Below are 16,948 nucleotides of genomic sequence, written 5' to 3'. Positions count from 1 at the left end.
CCCGGCACCGGACGCCTGCCGCCCGGGAGCCGGGGGCCCGGAGCCTGCCCCGTCCCGGCGGCGGCCTCAGCCGACCGCCGGGCCGCCCGTCCCCGGCGCCACGGACCGCTTCCCGCCCCGCTCCGCCTTCGGCTCCGGGTGCGGCGCGCAGGCCACGTCGCCGGGCTTGCGGCCCGTCAGCAGGTACGTGTCGACGTGCTTGTTGACGCAGCCGTTCTCGCCGCCGGCAAGCCCGTGCGACCCGGCGTCCTTCTCCGTCACCAGGTCCGCCGAGCCGCCCAGCCGCCGCGCGAGTTCCCGCGCCCCGTCGTACGGCGTGGCCGCGTCCCGCTCGGCGGCGAGGAGGAGGACCGGCGGCAGTTCGCCAGCGCCGGTGCGGACGTCGAGGGGCTGCTGCCGCGGCCCGGTCCAGAACGCGCAGGGCAGGTTCATCCAGGCGTTCTCCCACGTCTCGAACGGCGCCACACGCGCGAGCCTGCTGTTGTCGCGGTCCCAGGTCTCCCAGTCGGTCGGCCAGGGCGCGTCGTTGCACTCGACGGCGGTGTAGACGGCGTTGCCGTTCTCCTCGGCCGCGTTGTCGGAGGGATCGTCGGCGGCGAACTCCGCCAGCGTCCCCGGCCTGCCGCCGAGGTAGTCGGCGAGCGCGGTGGCGGCCGGCGCCCAGTACCCGTCGGCGTACACCGCGCGCAGGAAGGCCGCCTGGAGCTGGGCCGTGCCGATCCGCCCGGCCACCGGCTCCTTCTCGATCCGCTCGCGCGCCCGCTGGTACGCCGCCGCCACCTCCCACCGGCTGCGGCCGAGGCCGTAGACGTCGTCGTGCTTGGCGACCCACCGCTGCCAGTCGGCCCAGCGCTCCTCGAACGCGGCGGACTGGCGCAGGTTGTTGCCGTACCAGATCTGCCGCGGGTCGGGGTCGACCGGGCTGTCGAGGACCATGCGGCGCACGTGGCCTGGGTAGAGCGCGGCGTACAGGCTGCCGAAGTAGGTGCCGTAGGAGGCGCCGAGGTAGGTGAGCTTGCGCTCTCCGAGCGCGGCGCGCAGCACCTCGAGGTCGCGGGCGTTGTTGAGGGACGTGTAGTGGCGCAGGCCGGCGATCCTGGCGCAGCCGTTCGCGTACGCGTGCGCCCTCTCGATGCGGGCGCGCTTCTCGCGCTCCGAGGGGTGCTCCGAGGTGTTCGACGGTGCCTTCATGAACTCGTCGGGGTCCTGGCAGGACAGCGCGCCGGAGCGCTCGACGCCGCGCGGGGCGTAGCCGACGAAGTCGTACGCCGCCGCCAGCCGCCGCCACTCCGGGGACCTGCTCAGCAGCGGGAAGTACGTGCCGGAGCCGCCGGGGCCGCCGGGGTTGAAGACCAGCTTGCCCTGCCGCTCGGCGCGCGGCCCGGTGGCGCCGATGCGGCTGACCGTGAGCTTGAGCTGCCGGCCGCGGGGGTGCGCGTAGTCCAGCGGGACGGCGACCGTGCCGCACTCGATGGGCGCCGGCAGCCCCTCCGCCGCCTGGCAGCGGCCGAAGTCGACGCCGGCCCCGGCGGCGCGGTCGGCGGCGACGGCGGCCCCGCGGGCCTCGGGGCCGTCGGCCGCACGGGACACGTGGACGGCGGTCGCGGTCCTGGCGGCGTCGGCGGCGGGGGCCGCGGCGAGGCCGGTGAGAGCGAGCGAACCGAGGATTCCGTACAGCACTGCTGCTCTCACGAAGGACCCTTCTGCTGCGGCGCAAGGCGTCACGACCGGCCGCACGGGGCGGCGCGAGGCGGGAGGAATTGAGGGTAAAAGTGATAATTCTTGGCCGAGTTGCTGATGTAAAGGAACCCGCCCGGGGTGTCGCGGCGCGGTCGGCGGCTACCGCGCGAGCGCGGCGCGCATTTCCGGGTCGGGCAGCGCGGCGGGCCCGCGCACGGCGAGTCCGGTGAGGAGCGAGTCCGCCTCGTCGAGAGTCGCGAGCAGCCCGCGGCCGTCGGGCGTGGCCCAGCGGGTGTACTCGCCGACCTCCAGCCGGGCTATCGCCAGGCAGCCGCAGACGAGTATCAGCGGCAGGACGAACCAGCCCGCGATCGGCTCCTGCTCCGGTGCCCGCAGCGCCAGCGCGGTGATCCCGCTGCCGAGCACCACCACCCCCGCGATACGGACGTGCCGCACCGCGGCGCGCACGGCGGAGCGGATCGGCGCGGGCACCGCGAGGCCCGACGCGGCGAGGCCGTCGTCCAGGTCGCGCAGCGCGTCGGCGGCGCACGCGGCGGTGCGGATGGCCGGAATCGTGCTCTGCCCGCCGGGCCCCGCGGCGGCGATCACGGCCCGCTCGACGTCGTCGCGGCCCTCGGGCTCGACGACGGTCGCCCAGCCGGTGTGCGCGAGCAGCAGCCGCCGTTCGCGGGCCAGGGAGACCAGGGTGACGTCGACGACGCGCCGCGGCCCGCCGGCGAGGAAGGCGGCCTCGTAGAGAGTCAGCTCACGCGCCCCGCGGACCCGGGCGGGCTCGGCCTCCGGCTGTGCCGCGGCGACGGAACCGACGAGGACCAGGCGCCCGCACGACAGCAGAGCGGCGGCCCAGGCGACGAGCGCGAAGCACACCCACATGGCGGTGTTCTACGCGATCGGGGCACAGGGCGCCAGACCTATCTTTCCGAACGCGCCCGTGGTACCGAGGCGTTGCCCGCCCCCCCCCGGTCCTTCCCGGACGCCGCCTTCAGCGGGCCGAGGACTCGTGCACGTACTCCACGAGCCGCGTCAGTGCGTCGGGGTCCGTCGTCGGGAGCACGCCGTGGCCGAGGTTGAACACGTGCCCCTCCAGCCCCGCCGCCGCCCGGAGCACCTCGGCGGCCTTGGCCTCCATCGCCTCGCGCGGCGCGAAGAGCACCGCCGGGTCGAGGTTGCCCTGCAGCGCCTTGCCGGGGCCGACGCGGCGCGCCGCCTCGTCCATCGGCACCCGCCAGTCGACGCCGACGACGTCCGCGCCGGCCTCGCCCATCGCGGTCAGCAGCTCGCCGGTGCCGACGCCGAAGTGGATGCGCGGCACGCCGTACCCGGCGACCGCCGCGAAGACCTCCGCCGACGCGGGCAGCACCGCGCGCCGGTAGTCGGCGGGCGCCAGCGCGCCCGCCCAGGAGTCGAAGAGCTGCACCGCGGAGGCGCCGGCCTCGATCTGCACCCGCAGGAACGCCGCCGTGATGCCGGCGAGCCGGCCGACCAGCTCGGCCCACAGCTCCGGCGCGCCGTACATCATCGCCTTGGTGTGCTCGTGGTTGCGCGAAGGGCCGCCCTCGACCAGGTAGCTGGCCAGCGTGAACGGCGCCCCGGCGAAGCCGATGAGCGGCGTCGCGCCCAGCTCCGCGGTCAGCCGGCCCACGGCCTCGGCCACGTACGGCACGTCGTCGGGCTCCAGCGGGCGCAGCTGCGCGAGGTCCGCGCGGCTCCGGATCGGCTGGGCGACGACCGGGCCGACGCCGGGCTTGATGTCGAGGTCGACGCCGATGGCCTTGAGGGGGACGACGATGTCGCTGAAGAGGATCGCGGCGTCCACGCCGTGCCGCCGTACGGGCTGGAGCGTGATCTCGGTGACGAGGTCGGGCCGCCGGCAGGAGTCGAGCATGCCGATGCCCTCGCGCAGCCGCCGGTACTCGGGCAGCGAACGGCCCGCCTGCCGCATGAACCACACGGGTGTGTGCGGTACGGGCTCGCGCCGGCACGCGCGCAGGAACGCGGAGTCGGCGGCCGGTCCAGCAGGGGCGGTGGCCGCGGAAGCGGCACCGGCGACGGACGTGGCGGAGGGGCGGGGGGCGCTGTCGGCACTCACCCCTGCATCTTCGCACGCGCGTGGGAGTCGAGATCAGGCCACCCGGGTGTCCCGCAGCGCTTCCGTGCGTCGCGCCCCCTAGTCTTCCGGGCATGGTTGCGGCTCCTGGACACCTCGTCGACGAACCCGATGGCCCCCCGGACGGACGGCCGGGGGGCGGCGCCCTGCCGCCCCCGTTCCGGCAGGCCGTCGAGGCGCTCGGCTCCGCCGCGGTACGCCCCGAAGTGGCGCTGCAGGCGACGCGCGCGCCACGGGGCATCGCCCCCTTCGCGTACGCCCTGGAGGCGGAGGTCGACGAGGGCGCGGCGGAGGACGTCGAGCCCGCCGACGGCCGGCTGGTGCTGCTGCACGACCCGGACGGGCAGGACACCTGGCGCGGTACGTTCCGCTTCGTCACGCTGCTGCGCGCGGACCTGGAGCCGGAGATGGCCGCGGACCCGCTGCTGCCGGAGGTGTGCTGGTCCTGGCTGACCGGCGCGCTGGACACCCGCGGCCTCGGCTACGGCGAGCCCAGCGGCACCGTCACGCGCGCGTCCTCGCACCACTTCGGCGGGCTGGCGGAGCGCGGCACGACGACGAAGATCGAGATCCGGGCGTCCTGGACGCCGCAGCCGTCGCGCGCGGCCGGGGACGGCGCGCCGGACGCGGCGGCGCACCTGGCGGCGTGGGTGGAGATGCTGTGCCAGTGCGCGGGCCTGCCGCCGGCGGCCGCCCCGCCGGCGGCGCCGGAGCCGGACGCCGCGCCGATCGTGCCGCTTCCGCAGCGCCGCGGCTCCCGCCGGCGCTGACGGCGCGGGCGATCGGAGGGAACGGGCGGCAGGGGCGGCAGGGGCCGGGACGGGCGCCGCAGGCGGCCGGCGCGGCGCGGACCGCGCGGGGCGTGCACAGTCGATCGCCCATCCGAATTGTCCGTTTTTTACTCACTAATTCGTGATCATTGCCTAAAGCCCCTCCGGGCACCTGCCGAAGACGTGAGAGACCTTCCGTACGCGACACGGAACGTCCCGGCTCTCCCAGCCGGCCCCGTCCCCGCACACCGTCTGGAGGGACCTGGTGTCTGTTCTCCTCGAGCAACCCACAAGCCTGGTCGCCTACCGCCCCAACAAACCGACGGCCATGGTCGTCGTGGCGGACCCCCGCGTACGCTCGACCGTCACCCGCCACCTGTGGGCGCTGGGCGTGCGCGACGTGATCGAGGCTTCGTCCATCGCCGAGGCCCGCCCCCGCATCGCCAACCCCCGCGACATCTGCGTCGCCGACGTCCACCTGCCCGACGGCTCCGGCCTCACGCTGCTCTCCGAGGCGCGCTCCGCGGGCTGGCCCAACGGCCTCGCGCTGTCCGCCGCCGACGACATCGGCGCCGTACGCAACGCCCTCGCGGGCGGCGTCCGCGGCTACGTCGTCACCGGCACCCGCACCAGCATGGGCCTGCCCACCCGCCCCAACGCCGCGCACATCGGCGCCGCGGCGGGCCGGCTGCACCACCGCCGCCCGCCGGGTTCCCCCGGCGCCGGCGGCAACTCCGGCCCGCCCGGGCACCCCGGCGGCTACCGCGAGCTGTCCGGCCGCGAGGTCGAGGTGCTGCGACTGGTGGCGGAGGGCCAGTCGAACAAGGCCATCGGCGTCTCGATGGGGCTGTCCGCGCTGACCGTCAAGAGCCACCTCGCCCGCATCGCGCGCAAACTCGGCACGGGCGACCGCGCCGGCATGGTGGCGGTGGCGCTGCGCACCGGAATCATCCACTGACCCGGGCCCGGTGAAGGGCCCTCTCCAGGCAGCCGCGCGGCGCCCGTCGACGTAACGTTCCGTCGACGGGCGCTGTCGTGCACGACTCACAGATACCCTTGACACGTGACCGACGCCCAAGAGACCGCAGCAGAGGACAGACTCCCCGCACCCGGAGCACCGACCTCCGGATCGGCGCCGGTCCCCCTTCTCGATCCCCGCGAGGGCATTCCGCCCGTCACCGCGGACCCCGAGGCGCTCGCCGCGGTGGTCGGCGCCTTCGCCGCAGGCAGTGGCCCGGTCGCCATCGACGCGGAGCGCGCCAGCGGCTACCGGTACGGGCAGCGGGCGTACCTCGTGCAGCTGCGCCGGGAGGGTGCGGGCACGGCGCTGATCGACCCGGTGGCCTGTCCCGACCTCTCCGGTCTCGCGGCGGCGATCGGCGATGCGGAATGGGTTCTGCACGCCGCCACCCAGGATCTGCCGTGCCTCGGCGAGATAGGCATGCATCCTGGCGCGCTGTTCGACACGGAGCTGGCGGGGCGGCTGGCGGGCTTCCCCCGGGTCGGTCTCGGCGCGATGGTCGAGAACGTCCTCGGGTACGCGCTGGAGAAGGGCCACTCCGCCGTCGACTGGTCGACCCGGCCGCTGCCCGAGCCCTGGCTGCGCTACGCCGCACTCGACGTCGAGCTGCTCGTGGACCTGCGGGACGCGCTGGTCGAGGAACTGACGGCGCAGGGGAAGCTGCGGTGGGCGGAGGAGGAGTTCGCGGCGATCGCCGCGGCGCCGCCGCCGGAGCCGCGGCGGGACCCCTGGCGGCGTACGTCGGGCATGCACAAGGTGCGGCGCCGGCGGCAGCTCGGCACCGTACGGGAGCTGTGGACGGCCCGGGACCGCGTCGCGCAGCGGCGCGACATCTCGCCGGGCAAGGTGCTCGCGGACGCCGCCATCGTGGAGGCGGCGCTCGCGATGCCGACGTCCACGCGGGCGCTGGCCGCGCTGCCCGGCTTCGGGCACCGCATGGGCCGGCGGCAGCTGGAGCAGTGGCTCGCCGCGGTGGAGCGCGCCCGCGCGCTGCCGGAGTCCGAGCTGCCGCAGCCGGGGCTGCCGCTGAACGGCCCGCCGCCGCCGCGTGCGTGGGCCGACAAGGACCCGGCCGCCGCGGCGCGGCTGTCGGCGGCGCGCGCGGCGGTGACGGCGCGCGCGGAGGAGCTGGGCCTGCCGCAGGAGAACCTGATCGCACCGGACACGGTGCGCCGGGTCTGCTGGGAGCCGCCGAAGGACCCCACCGAGGAGTCGGTGGCGGCGGCCCTGACCCACCTCGGCGCCCGCCCGTGGCAGATCGAGCAGGTCACCCCCCTCCTGACGGCGGCCGTCCAGGACTGAGCGGCGCCGGCGACGCCTGCCGTACGGCCCGGAGCCGGCCCGCGTACGGGCGAGGCCGCGGCGCGGCGGCCGGGGCCCCGGGCGCGGCCGGCGCCCGCGCAACGGCGGCCCGCCCGGCGCACCGGGGCCCGTCGGCCGCGGGACGCAGCCGCGCTCGGCAGGCCACGCGCCGGGCGCAGCCGTGGCGCACCGGCCCGCCCGGCGCTGCCGTCGCGGCGGCGCCGCACGGGCACGAGCGCCGCCCCCTCCGGGTGCCGCGCCGCCCCCGCGCACCCGCTCCGGCCCGCCGCCCACCGTGGTGTGGGGCACACCTTCCGGCAGGCCACTGGGCACCGCTCGTTACCGGCGAGTAGCATGGCCCCAGAGCCGCGCCGCCCCACCGGGGTCGGCACCACGAGAACCCGCACCCCCTCCGGAGGAGAGCCCGTGCCTCGTACCGCAAGGGACGTCGTCTTCGTCGACGGCGTCCGCACCCCGTTCGGCAAGGCGGGCCCGAAGGGCATCTACCACGAGACCCGCGCCGACGACCTCGTGGTCAAGTGCATCCGCGAGCTGCTGCGCCGCAACCCCGCCCTGGACCCCGCCGCCGTCGACGACGTCGCCGTCGCCGCCACCACGCAGATCGGCGACCAGGGCCTGACCATCGGCCGCACCGCCGGCATCCTCGCCGGCCTGCCGCCCACCGTGCCCGGGTACTCCATCGACCGGATGTGCGCCGGCGCCATGACCGCCGTGACGACGACCGCCGCCTCCACCGCCTTCGGCGCGTACGACATCGCCCTCGCCGGCGGCGTCGAGCACATGGGCCGGCACCCGATGGGCGAGGCCGTGGACCCCAACCCGCGGTTCGTCTCGGAGAAGCTCGTCGACGAGTCCGCCCTCTTCATGGGCATGACCGCGGAGAACCTGCACGACCGCTTCCCGCACCTGACCAAGGCCCGCGCGGACGAGTACGCGGTGCACTCGCAGGAGAAGGCCGCCAAGGCGTACGCGAACGGGCGGATCCAGGCCGACCTCGTGCCCATCTCCGTCCGCCGCACCAACGCGGAGGCCGGCGAGACCGGCTGGGGCCTGGCCACCCGGGACGAGCCGATGCGCCCCGGTACGACGCTGGCGAACCTCGCGTCGCTGAAGACCCCGTTCCGCGCGCACGGCCGGGTCACCGCCGGCAACGCCGCCGGGCTCAACGACGGCGCCACCGCCTCCCTCATCGCCGCCGAGGACGTGGCGCGCGCGGCCGGGCTGCCGGTGAAGATGCGGCTCGTGTCGTTCGCCTTCGCGGGCGTGGAGCCCGAGGTGATGGGCGTCGGCCCGATCCCGTCCACCGAGAAGGCGCTCGCCAAGGCGGGCCTCGGCATCGCCGACATCGGCCTGTTCGAGATCAACGAGGCGTTCGCCGTGCAGGTGCTGGCGTTCCTCGACCACTTCGGCCTCCCCGACGACGACCCCCGCGTCAACCAGTACGGCGGCGCCATCGCCTTCGGTCACCCGCTCGCCTCCTCCGGCGTGCGGCTGATGACGCAGCTGGCGCGGCAGTTCGAGGAGCAGCCGCAGGTGCGCTACGGCATCACCACCATGTGCGTCGGCTTCGGCATGGGCGGCACGGTCATCTGGGAGAACCCGCACTTCGAGGGGGCAGGCAAGTGAGCAGCAGCACCGTGGAACTTCTCAAGGGCGCGGCCGAGCGCTTCCCCGACGAGGTCGTCACGCAGGCGCACGTACGCCACCTCGACCTGCCCGGCGACGCCGGCAGGTTCGCGCTGATCACCCTGGACAACGGCTTCGACCACACCAAGCCGACCACCTTCGGCCCGCAGTCGCTCGCCGGCCTCGACGCCGCGCTCGACCAGGTCGAGAAGGAGGCCGCGGACGGCGAGATCACCGGCGTCGGCGTGACGGGCAAGCCGTTCATCTTCGCCGTCGGCGCCGACCTCAAGGGCGTCGAGGTGCTCGGGCACCGCGACGAGGCGCTGGCCATCGGACGCGGCGGGCACGAGGTGTTCAAGCGGCTGGCGGACCTCGCCGTGCCGACGTTCGCGTACTACAACGGCGCCGCGATGGGCGGCGGCGTCGAGATCGGCCTGCACTGCACGTACCGCACGGTGTCGGCCGCCGTGCCCGCGTTCTCGCTGCCGGAGGTCTTCCTCGGCCTGGTGCCCGGCTGGGGCGGCTGCACGCTGCTGCCGAACCTGATCGGCGCGGACCGGGCGGTCACCGTCGTGATCGAGAACAGCCTCAACCAGAACCGCCAGCTCAAGGGCAAGCAGGTCTACGACCTGGGCATCGCCGACGCGCTCTTCGAGGGCGCCGACTTCCTGGAGCAGTCCCTCGCCTGGACCGCCGCCGTCCTCGGCGGCGAACTGGAGGTCGTACGCCCGGACATCGACCGCGGCGAGGAGTGGGACGCGGCGATCGAGCGCGGCCGGGCCGTCGCCGACGACAAGGTGCACGGCGCCGCCCCCGCGGCGTACCGCGCGCTGGACATCATGGCCGCGGCGAAGAACGGCGACCTGCGGCAGGGCTTCGCGGCCGAGGACGAGGCGCTGGCCGACCTGATCATGGGCGGCGAGCTGCGGGCCGGGATCTACGCCTTCGACCTCGTGCAGCGGCGTGCCAAGCGGCCCGCCGGGGCACCGGACAAGAGCCTCGCCCGGCCGGTCACGAAGGTCGGCGTGGTCGGCGCCGGGCTGATGGCCTCGCAGCTGGCGCTGCTCTTCGTGCGCCGGCTCGAAGTCCCCGTCGTGCTCACGGACATCGACCAGGAGCGCATCGACAAGGGCGTGGCGTGGGTCCACGAGCAGATCGACATGCTGCTGCTGAAGGGCCGGGTGAACCAGGACGCGGCCAACCGGCTCAAGGCGCTGGTCACCGGGTCGCTGGACAAGGCCGCGGCGTTCGCCGACGCCGACTTCGTGATCGAGGCGGTCTTCGAGGAACTCTCCCTCAAGCAGCGGATCTTCGCCGAGCTGGAGGAGGTCGTCCCGCCGACGGCCATCCTGGCGACGAACACCTCGTCCCTGTCGGTGACGGAGATGGCGGCCGGTCTTGCGCACCCCGAGCGGGTCGTGGGCTTCCACTTCTTCAACCCGGTGGCGATCCTGCCGCTGCTGGAGATCGTCCGGGCCGGCGCCACCGACGACGCCTCGCTGGCCACCGCGTTCGCCGTGGCCAAGAAGCTGAAGAAGTCGGCCGTGCTGGTCAAGGACGCCCCGGCGTTCGTCGTCAACCGCATCCTGACCCGCTTCATGGGCGAGGTGCTGGGCGCCGTGGACGAGGGCACGCCGGTGGAGGTCGCGGACGGGGCGCTGGCGCCGCTGGGGCTGCCGATGTCGCCGATCGTGCTGCTCGACCTGGTCGGCCCCGCGGTCGCGCACCACGTCGCGGGCACCCTCGCGGCGGCGTTCCCGGACCGCTTCGCGCAGTCGGAGAACCTGGGCCGGGTCGTGGAGGCGGGCAAGCGGACGCTGTACGTCCATGACTCCGGCAAGCCGGAGCTGGACCCGGAGGTGGCGGCGCTGTTCCGGACCGGCGACACGGTGCTGACCGAGGAGCAGGTACGGGACCGGGCGCTGGACGCCATCGCGCAGGAGATCCGGCTGATGCTGGACGAGGGCGTCGTGGCCGAGGCCCAGGACATCGACCTGTGCCTGATCACCGGCGCGGGCTGGCCGTTCCACCTGGGCGGCATCACGCCGTACCTGGACCGGGCGGGCGTCAGCGAGCGCGTCACGGGCCGCCGGTTCCTGGCGCCGGGCGTGGCGAGCGTCCCGGAGTAGCCCCGCGTCACCCGTGCCCCGGCCGCCGGTCCCGCCTCCGGCCGCCGGGGCACGGGTGTGCCGTACGGGCGTGGGAGGCTGGGCGGCATGGACGCACCCCTCCCCTTGCTCGTCGTGGACGCCGCCAACGTCGTCGGGTCGGTGCCGGACGGCTGGTGGCGCGACCGGCGCGGGGCGGCGGAGCGGCTGCGCGACGGCCTCGTGCCGTACGCCGGGACGGGCGTGGCGGGGCTGCCGGGGCCGGTGGAGGTGGTGCTCGTCGTGGAGGGCGCGGCCCGCGGCGTGGAGGCGGTGCCGGGGGTACGGGTCGTGGCGGCGGACGGCAGCGGGGACGACCGGATCGTTCAGGTCGTGGCCGACGCGGCGGAGCGGGATCCGGAGCGCCGGGTCCTGGTGATCACTGCGGACCGCGCCCTGCGCGAACGCGTCCACCACCACGGCGCCACCACAGCGGGCCCCCGCACGGTACGCCCCTGACCCCGACCCCCGTACCCGCCGCCCTCATCCCGGCGTGCGCCGCCGCACGCCCTGCGGCCGCACCTCCGCGTCAGCGCCGGGCGGGGCGGGGAACGGGAACGGGGAAGGGGCGGCCCGTCGGGCGGGCCGCCCCCTTCGTCTGCCGTGCCGGGGGGTCAGTCCCTGGCGACCTCCGACACCGTGCCGTCGCCGGCCCCCTGGGCGGCGATGTCCTCGCCCGCGCGCCGGTCGAGCCGCGCGACCAGGCCGGTGACCTGGCGGGCGATGTCCGGGGCCGTCAGGCCGATGTCCGCCAGCACCTCCTTGCGGGAGGCGTGGTCGAGGAAGCGCTCCGGGATGCCGAAGTCGCGCAGCGGGATGTCGACGCCCGCGTCGCGCAGCGCCTGCGCGACGGCGGATCCGACGCCGCCGGTGCGGATGTTGTCCTCGACGGTGACGACCACGCGGTGCCGCTCCGCCAGCTGCGGCAGCGCCTCGTCGACGGGCTTGACCCAGCGCGGGTCGACGACCGTCGTCGTGATGCCCTGCTTGTCGAGCAGGCCGGCGACCTCCAGGCACATCGGCGCCAGCGCGCCGACGGAGACCAGCAGCACGTCGGGGCGCTCCGCGCCCTCGGCGCCGGCCGGCTCGTGGAGCACGTCCATGCCGCCGATCCGCCCCACGGCGGGAACCGCGGGGCCGACGGCGCCCTTGGAGTAGCGCACGACGGTCGGGGCGTCGTCGACGGCGACGGCCTCGCGCAGCTGGGCGCGGACCTGGTCGGCGTCGCGCGGCGCGGCGATCCGCAGCCCCGGGACGACCTGGAGGATCGACATGTCCCACATGCCGTTGTGGGACGCGCCGTCGCTGCCGGTGACGCCGGCCCGGTCCAGGACGAACGTCACCCCGCAGCGGTGCAGCGCGACGTCCATCAGCACCTGGTCGAACGCCCGGTTCAGGAACGTGGCGTAGACGGCGAAGACCGGGTGCAGCCCGCCGGTGGCCAGGCCGGCGGCGGAGACCGCGGCGTGCTGCTCGGCGATGCCCACGTCGTAGACCCGGTCGGGGAAGGCCTCGGCGAACTTCTGCAGCCCCACGGGGCGCATCATCGCGGCGGTGATCCCCACGACGTCGTCGCGCTCGCGGCCGATCCGCACCATCTCGTCGGCGAAGACGGAGGTCCAGTCGGCGCCGCCGGCGGCCACCGGCATCCCGGTGTCCGGGTGGATGACGCCGACCTGGTGGAACTGGTCGGCCTCGTCCTGGCGCGCAGGCAGGTAGCCGCGGCCCTTCTCCGTCAGGCAGTGCACGATGACGGGCCCGCCGAAGCGCCGGGCGCGCTGGAGCGCCGATTCGACGGCGGCGATGTCGTGTCCGTCGATGGGGCCGACGTACTTCAGCCCCAGGTCCTCGAACATGCCCTGCGGCGCGATGAAGTCCTTCAGGCCCTTCTTGGCGCCGTGCAGGGTCTCGTACAGCGGCTTGCCGACCACGGGCGTACGGTCCAGCAGCTCCTTGCCGCGGGCGAGGAAGCGCTCGTAGCCGTCGGTGGTGCGCAGGGTGGCGAGGTGGTCGGCGAGGCCGCCGATGGTGGGTGCGTACGAGCGCTCGTTGTCGTTGACGACGATGACGAGGGGGCGGTCCTGGGCGGCGGCGATGTTGTTGAGCGCCTCCCAGGCCATGCCGCCGGTCAGCGCCCCGTCGCCGATGACCGCGACGACCGCGGCGTCGCGGCCGCGCACCTCGTTGGCCTTCGCCAGGCCGTCGGCCCAGCCGAGGACCGTGGAGGCGTGGCTGTTCTCGATGACGTCGTGGTCGGACTCGGCCCGCGAGGGGTAGCCGGACAGGCCGCCCTTCTTCTTGAGCTTGCCGAAGTCCTGGCGGCCGGTGAGCAGCTTGTGCACGTACGACTGGTGGCCGGTGTCCCACAGCACACGGTCGCGCGGCGACTCGAAGACCCGGTGCAGCGCGATGCTCAGCTCCACCACGCCGAGGTTCGGGCCGAGATGGCCGCCGGTGCGGGCGACGGATTCCACGAGGAAGGTGCGGATCTCCGCGGCCAGCCGGTCGAGCTGCTCGGGACCGAGCCGGTCCAGGTCGCGGGGTCCCTTGATACGGGCCAGCAGTGCCACCCGTGCCTCCTTGCTGTCGCAGCCTGCTTTCGGGCCGTACGGCGCCGGGCCCTGCCGCCCACACGGACGTGCCGGGCCCGAAGCGTCCGGTCGAGTCTAATGTTCCCGATGTCCGGTCGCTGATCCGACAGTGCGATGTATGCCACAGGTCCGCAACAGCTACGCCCCCGTACCGGCAATCGGCACGGGGGCGCGGCGGGTGGCGGGCGGGACGGCTGTCAGGCGCGTCCTGCCGTTTTCTGGGTGCGGCGGGAGACGGAGTCGATGACGACCGCCGCCAGCAGCACCGAGCCGGTGATCATGTACTGCACCGGCGCGTCGATGCCCTTGAGCGCCAGGCCCGACTGGATGGACATGATGACCAGCACGCCGAGCAGCGCGGACCAGCTGCTGCCGCGGCCGCCGTAGAGGCTGGTGCCGCCGATGACGGCCGCCGCGATGGCGTTCATCAGCAGCGTGCCGCCGCCCGCGCCCTGGTTCGCCGCGGCGATGGTGGAGGCCATGAACAGGCCGCCGATGGCCGCGAGCGTGCCGGAGACGGAGAAGACCGCGATCCGCATCAGGTCGACGTTGATGCCGGCCCGGCGGCTGGCTTCCACGCTGCCGCCGAGGGCGAAGACCCGCCGGCCGAAGCCGGTGCGGCGCAGCACGAAGTCCGCGCCGACGACCACGACGAGGAAGATGAGCAGCGCCAGCGGCAGGCCCTTGTACTGGTTCAGCACGTACGCCGGGACGAACGCGAGCACGGCCAGGACGGCCGTGCGCAGGATGATCTCGCTGAGCGGCCGCGAGGGCACCCCGGCCGCCTCGCGCCGCCTCGCGCCGAAGTACGCGGCGGCGAAGTAGCCGCCGACGGAGACCGCCGCGAGCCCGTAGGCGGCGGCGACATCGGTGAAGTAGTACGTGGTGAGCTTGGCGACGATGCCGTCGGAGTCGAGGTTGATGGTGCCGGAGCTGCCCAGGATGTAGAGCATCAGGCCCTGCCAGCCGAGCAGGCCCGCGAGGGTCACGACGAGCGGCGGGACGCCGATCCGGGCGAAGAAGAAGCCGTGGAAGGCGCCGGTCGCGGTGCCGACGAGGACGGCGAGGATGATCGCCGGGACTTCCGGCATCCCCTCCTGGACGGCCAGCACGGCGAAGACCGCGCCGGCGAGCCCGCTGACCGAACCGATCGACAGATCGATCTCGCCGAGCAGCAGCACGAAGATGATGCCGACGGCTATCAGCCCGGGACCGGCGATGTCGATGGAGATGTTGGACAGGTTCTGCGCGGACAGGAAGGCGTCGTCCAGGCCCTGGAAGATCGCCATGATCAGGATCAGGCCGACGATGACGGGTACGGAGCCCAGCTCGCCCCCGCGCATACGGCGCTTGAACTCGGTCAGGTAGCCGGCGAAGCCCTGCTCGCGGACGACGAGCCGGGGGTCGACGGCGGTGACGGCCTCCTTGGCGACGCCGGGCTCGGCGTCGGCGGACGGGGTGTCGGCGGGTGCGGTGGACTTCGCGAGGTCGGCCTTCGCGGAGTCTTCCTTCTCGATCCCCTCGGTGCTCACTTCGCTGCCTCCGCACTTCCGCGCGCCGAGCGGCGCGTCACGGCGTTGTCCGTGGCGCCCGTGATGGCGGCGACGATCTCTTCCTGCGTCGTGGTCGCGACGTCGAAGACGCCGTTGTTGCGGCCGAGGCGCAGCACCGCGACCCGGTCGGCGACCGCCTTGACGTCCTCCATGTTGTGGCTGATCAGCAGCACGGCGTGGTCGCGCTCGCGCAGCCGCTCGACGAGGTCGAGCACCTGGGCGGTCTGCTCGACGCCGAGGGCGGCCGTCGGCTCGTCGAGGATGACGAGCTTGGGGTCGCCCAGGAGCGAGCGGGCGATGGCCACGGTCTGCCGCTGGCCGCCGGAGAGGGAGGCGGTGGGGATGCGGACACTGGGGATCCGGATGGACAGGGTGGTGAGCAGCTCGCGGGAGCGGCGCTCCATCTCGACCTCGTCCAGGACGCCGACGGTGCGGATCTCCTGGCCGAGGAAGAGGTTGCCGACGACGTCGAGGTTGTCGCAGAGCGACAGGTCCTGGTAGACGGTCGCGATGCCCAGTTCCTGGGCGTCGTGCGGCTTGTGGATGCGAACGGGGCGGCCGCCCCACTCGATGACGCCGTCGTCGATGGCGTGGACGCCGGCGACGGTCTTGACGAGAGTGGACTTTCCGGCGCCGTTGTCGCCGACGAGGGCGACCACTTCACCGGCGCGGACCTCGAGATCGACGTCGGTGAGTGCCTGGACGGCACCGAACCGCTTCGAGATCCCGCGCAACGCCAGCACGGGCGTAGCGGACACGTGAACCATCTCCTACAGGGGGATAGGCGTGGGCAAGATGAGGGCCCGGGTGCCCGGGGCCCCGCCGGCAGCGGGAGTTGGGTGGCGGGTCCCCGGGCACGCGGGTGGCATGGCGCGGCTCAGCGGCTCGCGGGCTCAGCGGCCCGGCGGGCGGCCAGCCCGGCGGCTCACTGGAGGCCGACGTCCTTGCACGCGGCGGCGAACTTGCCCGCGCAGATCTCCTCGATCTTCCACAGGCCGTCCTTGACGACCGTCTCCTCGATGTTGTCCTTGGTCAGCGCGATCGGGTCGATGAGCACGGCGGGCACGCCCTTCTCGGACTCACTGTCCACGGTGCCGGTCGCGACGGAGTCGACCTTCTCGCCGCGGGCCAGCTTGACCGCCATCTCGGCGGCGGCGTCGGCCTCGGGCTTGTACGGCTTGTAAACGCTCATGTACTGCTCGCCGGTGACGATGCGCTGCACGCCCGCCAGCTCCGCGTCCTGGCCGGTGACCGGCGGCAGCGGGTCGAAGTCGGCGGCCTTCAGGGCGGTGATGGCGCCGCCGGCCATGCCGTCGTTGGCGGCGTAGACACCGATGATCTTGTCCTTGCCGACCGAGGAGATGGCGCCCTTCATGTCGGAGTTGGCGTTCTCCGCCTTCCACTCCTTGACGTCGTATTCCTTGCCGACGTTCACCTTGCCGTCGAGGACGGAGTGCGCGCCCTCCTTGAACATCGCGGCGTTCGGGTCGGTGACGGAGCCGTTGAGCATGACGACTTCGCCGTCCTTGGCGCCGTCGCCGAGCGCCTCCAGCAGGGACTCGGCCTGGACCTGGCCGACCTTGTTGTTGTCGAAGGAGGTGTACCCGCTGATCGGGCCCTCGGCCAGGCGGTCGTAGGCGACGACGGGGATGCCGGCGTCGTCCGCGGCCTTCACGCCGGAGGCGATCGACTTGTAGTCGACGGCGTCCAGGATCAGGGCGTCGACCTCCTGCGTGATCATGGTGTCGACCTGCTGCTGCTGCGTGGTCGCGTCCTGCTTGGCGTTGTTGTAGATGACCTTGGTGCCGGGGGCCAGCTCCTCGATCTTCTTCTCGATCAGCGGCCGGTCGAAGTCCTCGTAGCGCGCGGTCTGGTCCTCCGGCAGGAGGAGACCTATCGTCAACGGCCCGTCGTTCTTCTTGTCGCCGCTGTCGGAGTCGTTGTCGGCCTCATCGGCGCTGCCACAGGCCGCGATGCCGACGGTCATGGATACGGCGGCCAGTGCGACTGCCGCACGGCGCAGATAGGTGTGCACGGTCGAACCTCCCTGACGTGGCCGCGCCTTCGCGGCCGAGGTGTGAGGTAGTCAACTCGCCCGTAACCATGCCG

General features: G+C 74.0%; 13 protein-coding genes. 6 read left to right on the top strand and 7 right to left on the bottom strand.

Going from position 1 to position 16,948, the window contains the following annotated elements; translation table 11 throughout:
- Positions 1–66: 66 nt before the first annotated feature.
- The 3 genes from LG396_RS06430 to hemE all read right to left on the bottom strand — a co-directional run bounded on the left by LG396_RS06430 (position 67) and on the right by hemE (position 3,691).
- Positions 67–1,692 carry an alpha/beta hydrolase gene (locus LG396_RS06430; protein WP_225793979.1) on the bottom strand — a complete coding sequence of 542 codons (1,626 nt, stop codon included), beginning with the start codon at positions 1,690–1,692 and terminating at the stop codon, positions 67–69.
- Between the two features lie 147 nt (positions 1,693–1,839).
- A complete protein-coding gene (locus LG396_RS06425) occupies positions 1,840–2,574 on the bottom strand; it encodes a TIGR04222 domain-containing membrane protein (RefSeq protein WP_130457664.1) in 735 nt (244 codons plus the stop codon).
- Between the two features lie 109 nt (positions 2,575–2,683).
- Positions 2,684–3,691 carry a uroporphyrinogen decarboxylase gene (gene hemE / locus LG396_RS06420; RefSeq protein WP_263978804.1) on the bottom strand — a complete coding sequence of 336 codons (1,008 nt, stop codon included), beginning with the start codon at positions 3,689–3,691 and terminating at the stop codon, positions 2,684–2,686.
- Between the two features lie 191 nt (positions 3,692–3,882).
- Here hemE and LG396_RS06415 point away from each other — a divergent pair, with 191 nt between their 5' ends.
- The 6 genes from LG396_RS06415 (at position 3,883) to LG396_RS06390 (ending at position 11,154) form a co-directional block, all read left to right on the top strand.
- Positions 3,883–4,578 (top strand): DUF3000 domain-containing protein, encoded by a 696-nt coding sequence (locus LG396_RS06415; protein WP_026277114.1) that lies wholly within the window; start codon positions 3,883–3,885, stop codon positions 4,576–4,578.
- A gap of 265 nt (positions 4,579–4,843) precedes the next feature.
- Positions 4,844–5,536: a response regulator transcription factor gene (locus LG396_RS06410; protein WP_026276315.1), complete on the top strand. Its 693-nt coding sequence runs from the start codon at positions 4,844–4,846 to the stop codon at positions 5,534–5,536.
- 105 nt (positions 5,537–5,641) lie between these two features.
- Positions 5,642–6,901, top strand: coding sequence for an HRDC domain-containing protein (locus LG396_RS06405; protein WP_225793977.1), 1,260 nt, complete (start codon positions 5,642–5,644; stop codon positions 6,899–6,901).
- A gap of 426 nt (positions 6,902–7,327) precedes the next feature.
- Positions 7,328–8,548 carry a thiolase family protein gene (locus LG396_RS06400; RefSeq protein ID WP_018836898.1) on the top strand — a complete coding sequence of 407 codons (1,221 nt, stop codon included), beginning with the start codon at positions 7,328–7,330 and terminating at the stop codon, positions 8,546–8,548.
- Positions 8,545–10,677, top strand: coding sequence for a 3-hydroxyacyl-CoA dehydrogenase NAD-binding domain-containing protein (locus LG396_RS06395; RefSeq protein WP_225793976.1), 2,133 nt, complete (start codon positions 8,545–8,547; stop codon positions 10,675–10,677). The genes LG396_RS06400 and LG396_RS06395 overlap by 4 nt, the downstream gene beginning before the upstream one ends.
- Positions 10,678–10,764: 87 nt before the next feature.
- Complete coding sequence (locus LG396_RS06390; RefSeq protein WP_037747575.1) at positions 10,765–11,154, top strand: PIN domain-containing protein; 390 nt, start codon at positions 10,765–10,767, stop codon at positions 11,152–11,154.
- A 155-nt stretch (positions 11,155–11,309) separates the two neighbouring features.
- On the opposite strand, the gene dxs is transcribed toward LG396_RS06390, so the two are convergent.
- The 4 genes from dxs to LG396_RS06370 all read right to left on the bottom strand — a co-directional run bounded on the left by dxs (position 11,310) and on the right by LG396_RS06370 (position 16,874).
- The gene (dxs, locus tag LG396_RS06385) at positions 11,310–13,265 is read right to left on the bottom strand and encodes a 1-deoxy-D-xylulose-5-phosphate synthase (protein ID WP_037747573.1); all 1,956 of its coding nucleotides are present in this window, start codon (positions 13,263–13,265) and stop codon (positions 11,310–11,312) included.
- A 218-nt stretch (positions 13,266–13,483) separates the two neighbouring features.
- Positions 13,484–14,818 (bottom strand): sugar ABC transporter permease, encoded by a 1,335-nt coding sequence (locus tag LG396_RS06380; protein WP_018836894.1) that lies wholly within the window; start codon positions 14,816–14,818, stop codon positions 13,484–13,486.
- Positions 14,815–15,606, bottom strand: coding sequence for an ATP-binding cassette domain-containing protein (locus tag LG396_RS06375; RefSeq protein ID WP_026276313.1), 792 nt, complete (start codon positions 15,604–15,606; stop codon positions 14,815–14,817). The genes LG396_RS06380 and LG396_RS06375 overlap by 4 nt, the downstream gene beginning before the upstream one ends.
- A 158-nt stretch (positions 15,607–15,764) precedes the next feature.
- Positions 15,765–16,874: an ABC transporter substrate-binding protein gene (locus LG396_RS06370; protein ID WP_018836892.1), complete on the bottom strand. Its 1,110-nt coding sequence runs from the start codon at positions 16,872–16,874 to the stop codon at positions 15,765–15,767.
- Between the last annotated feature and the right edge of the window lie 74 nt (positions 16,875–16,948).

The sequence above is a fragment of the Streptomyces aculeolatus genome (assembly GCF_020400605.1).
In the GTDB taxonomy this organism is placed as follows: Bacteria; Actinomycetota; Actinomycetes; order Streptomycetales; family Streptomycetaceae; genus Streptomyces; species Streptomyces aculeolatus.
The sequence above is the reverse complement of the archived record's forward strand: the minus strand, read 5'-3'. Positions and strand labels throughout refer to the sequence as shown.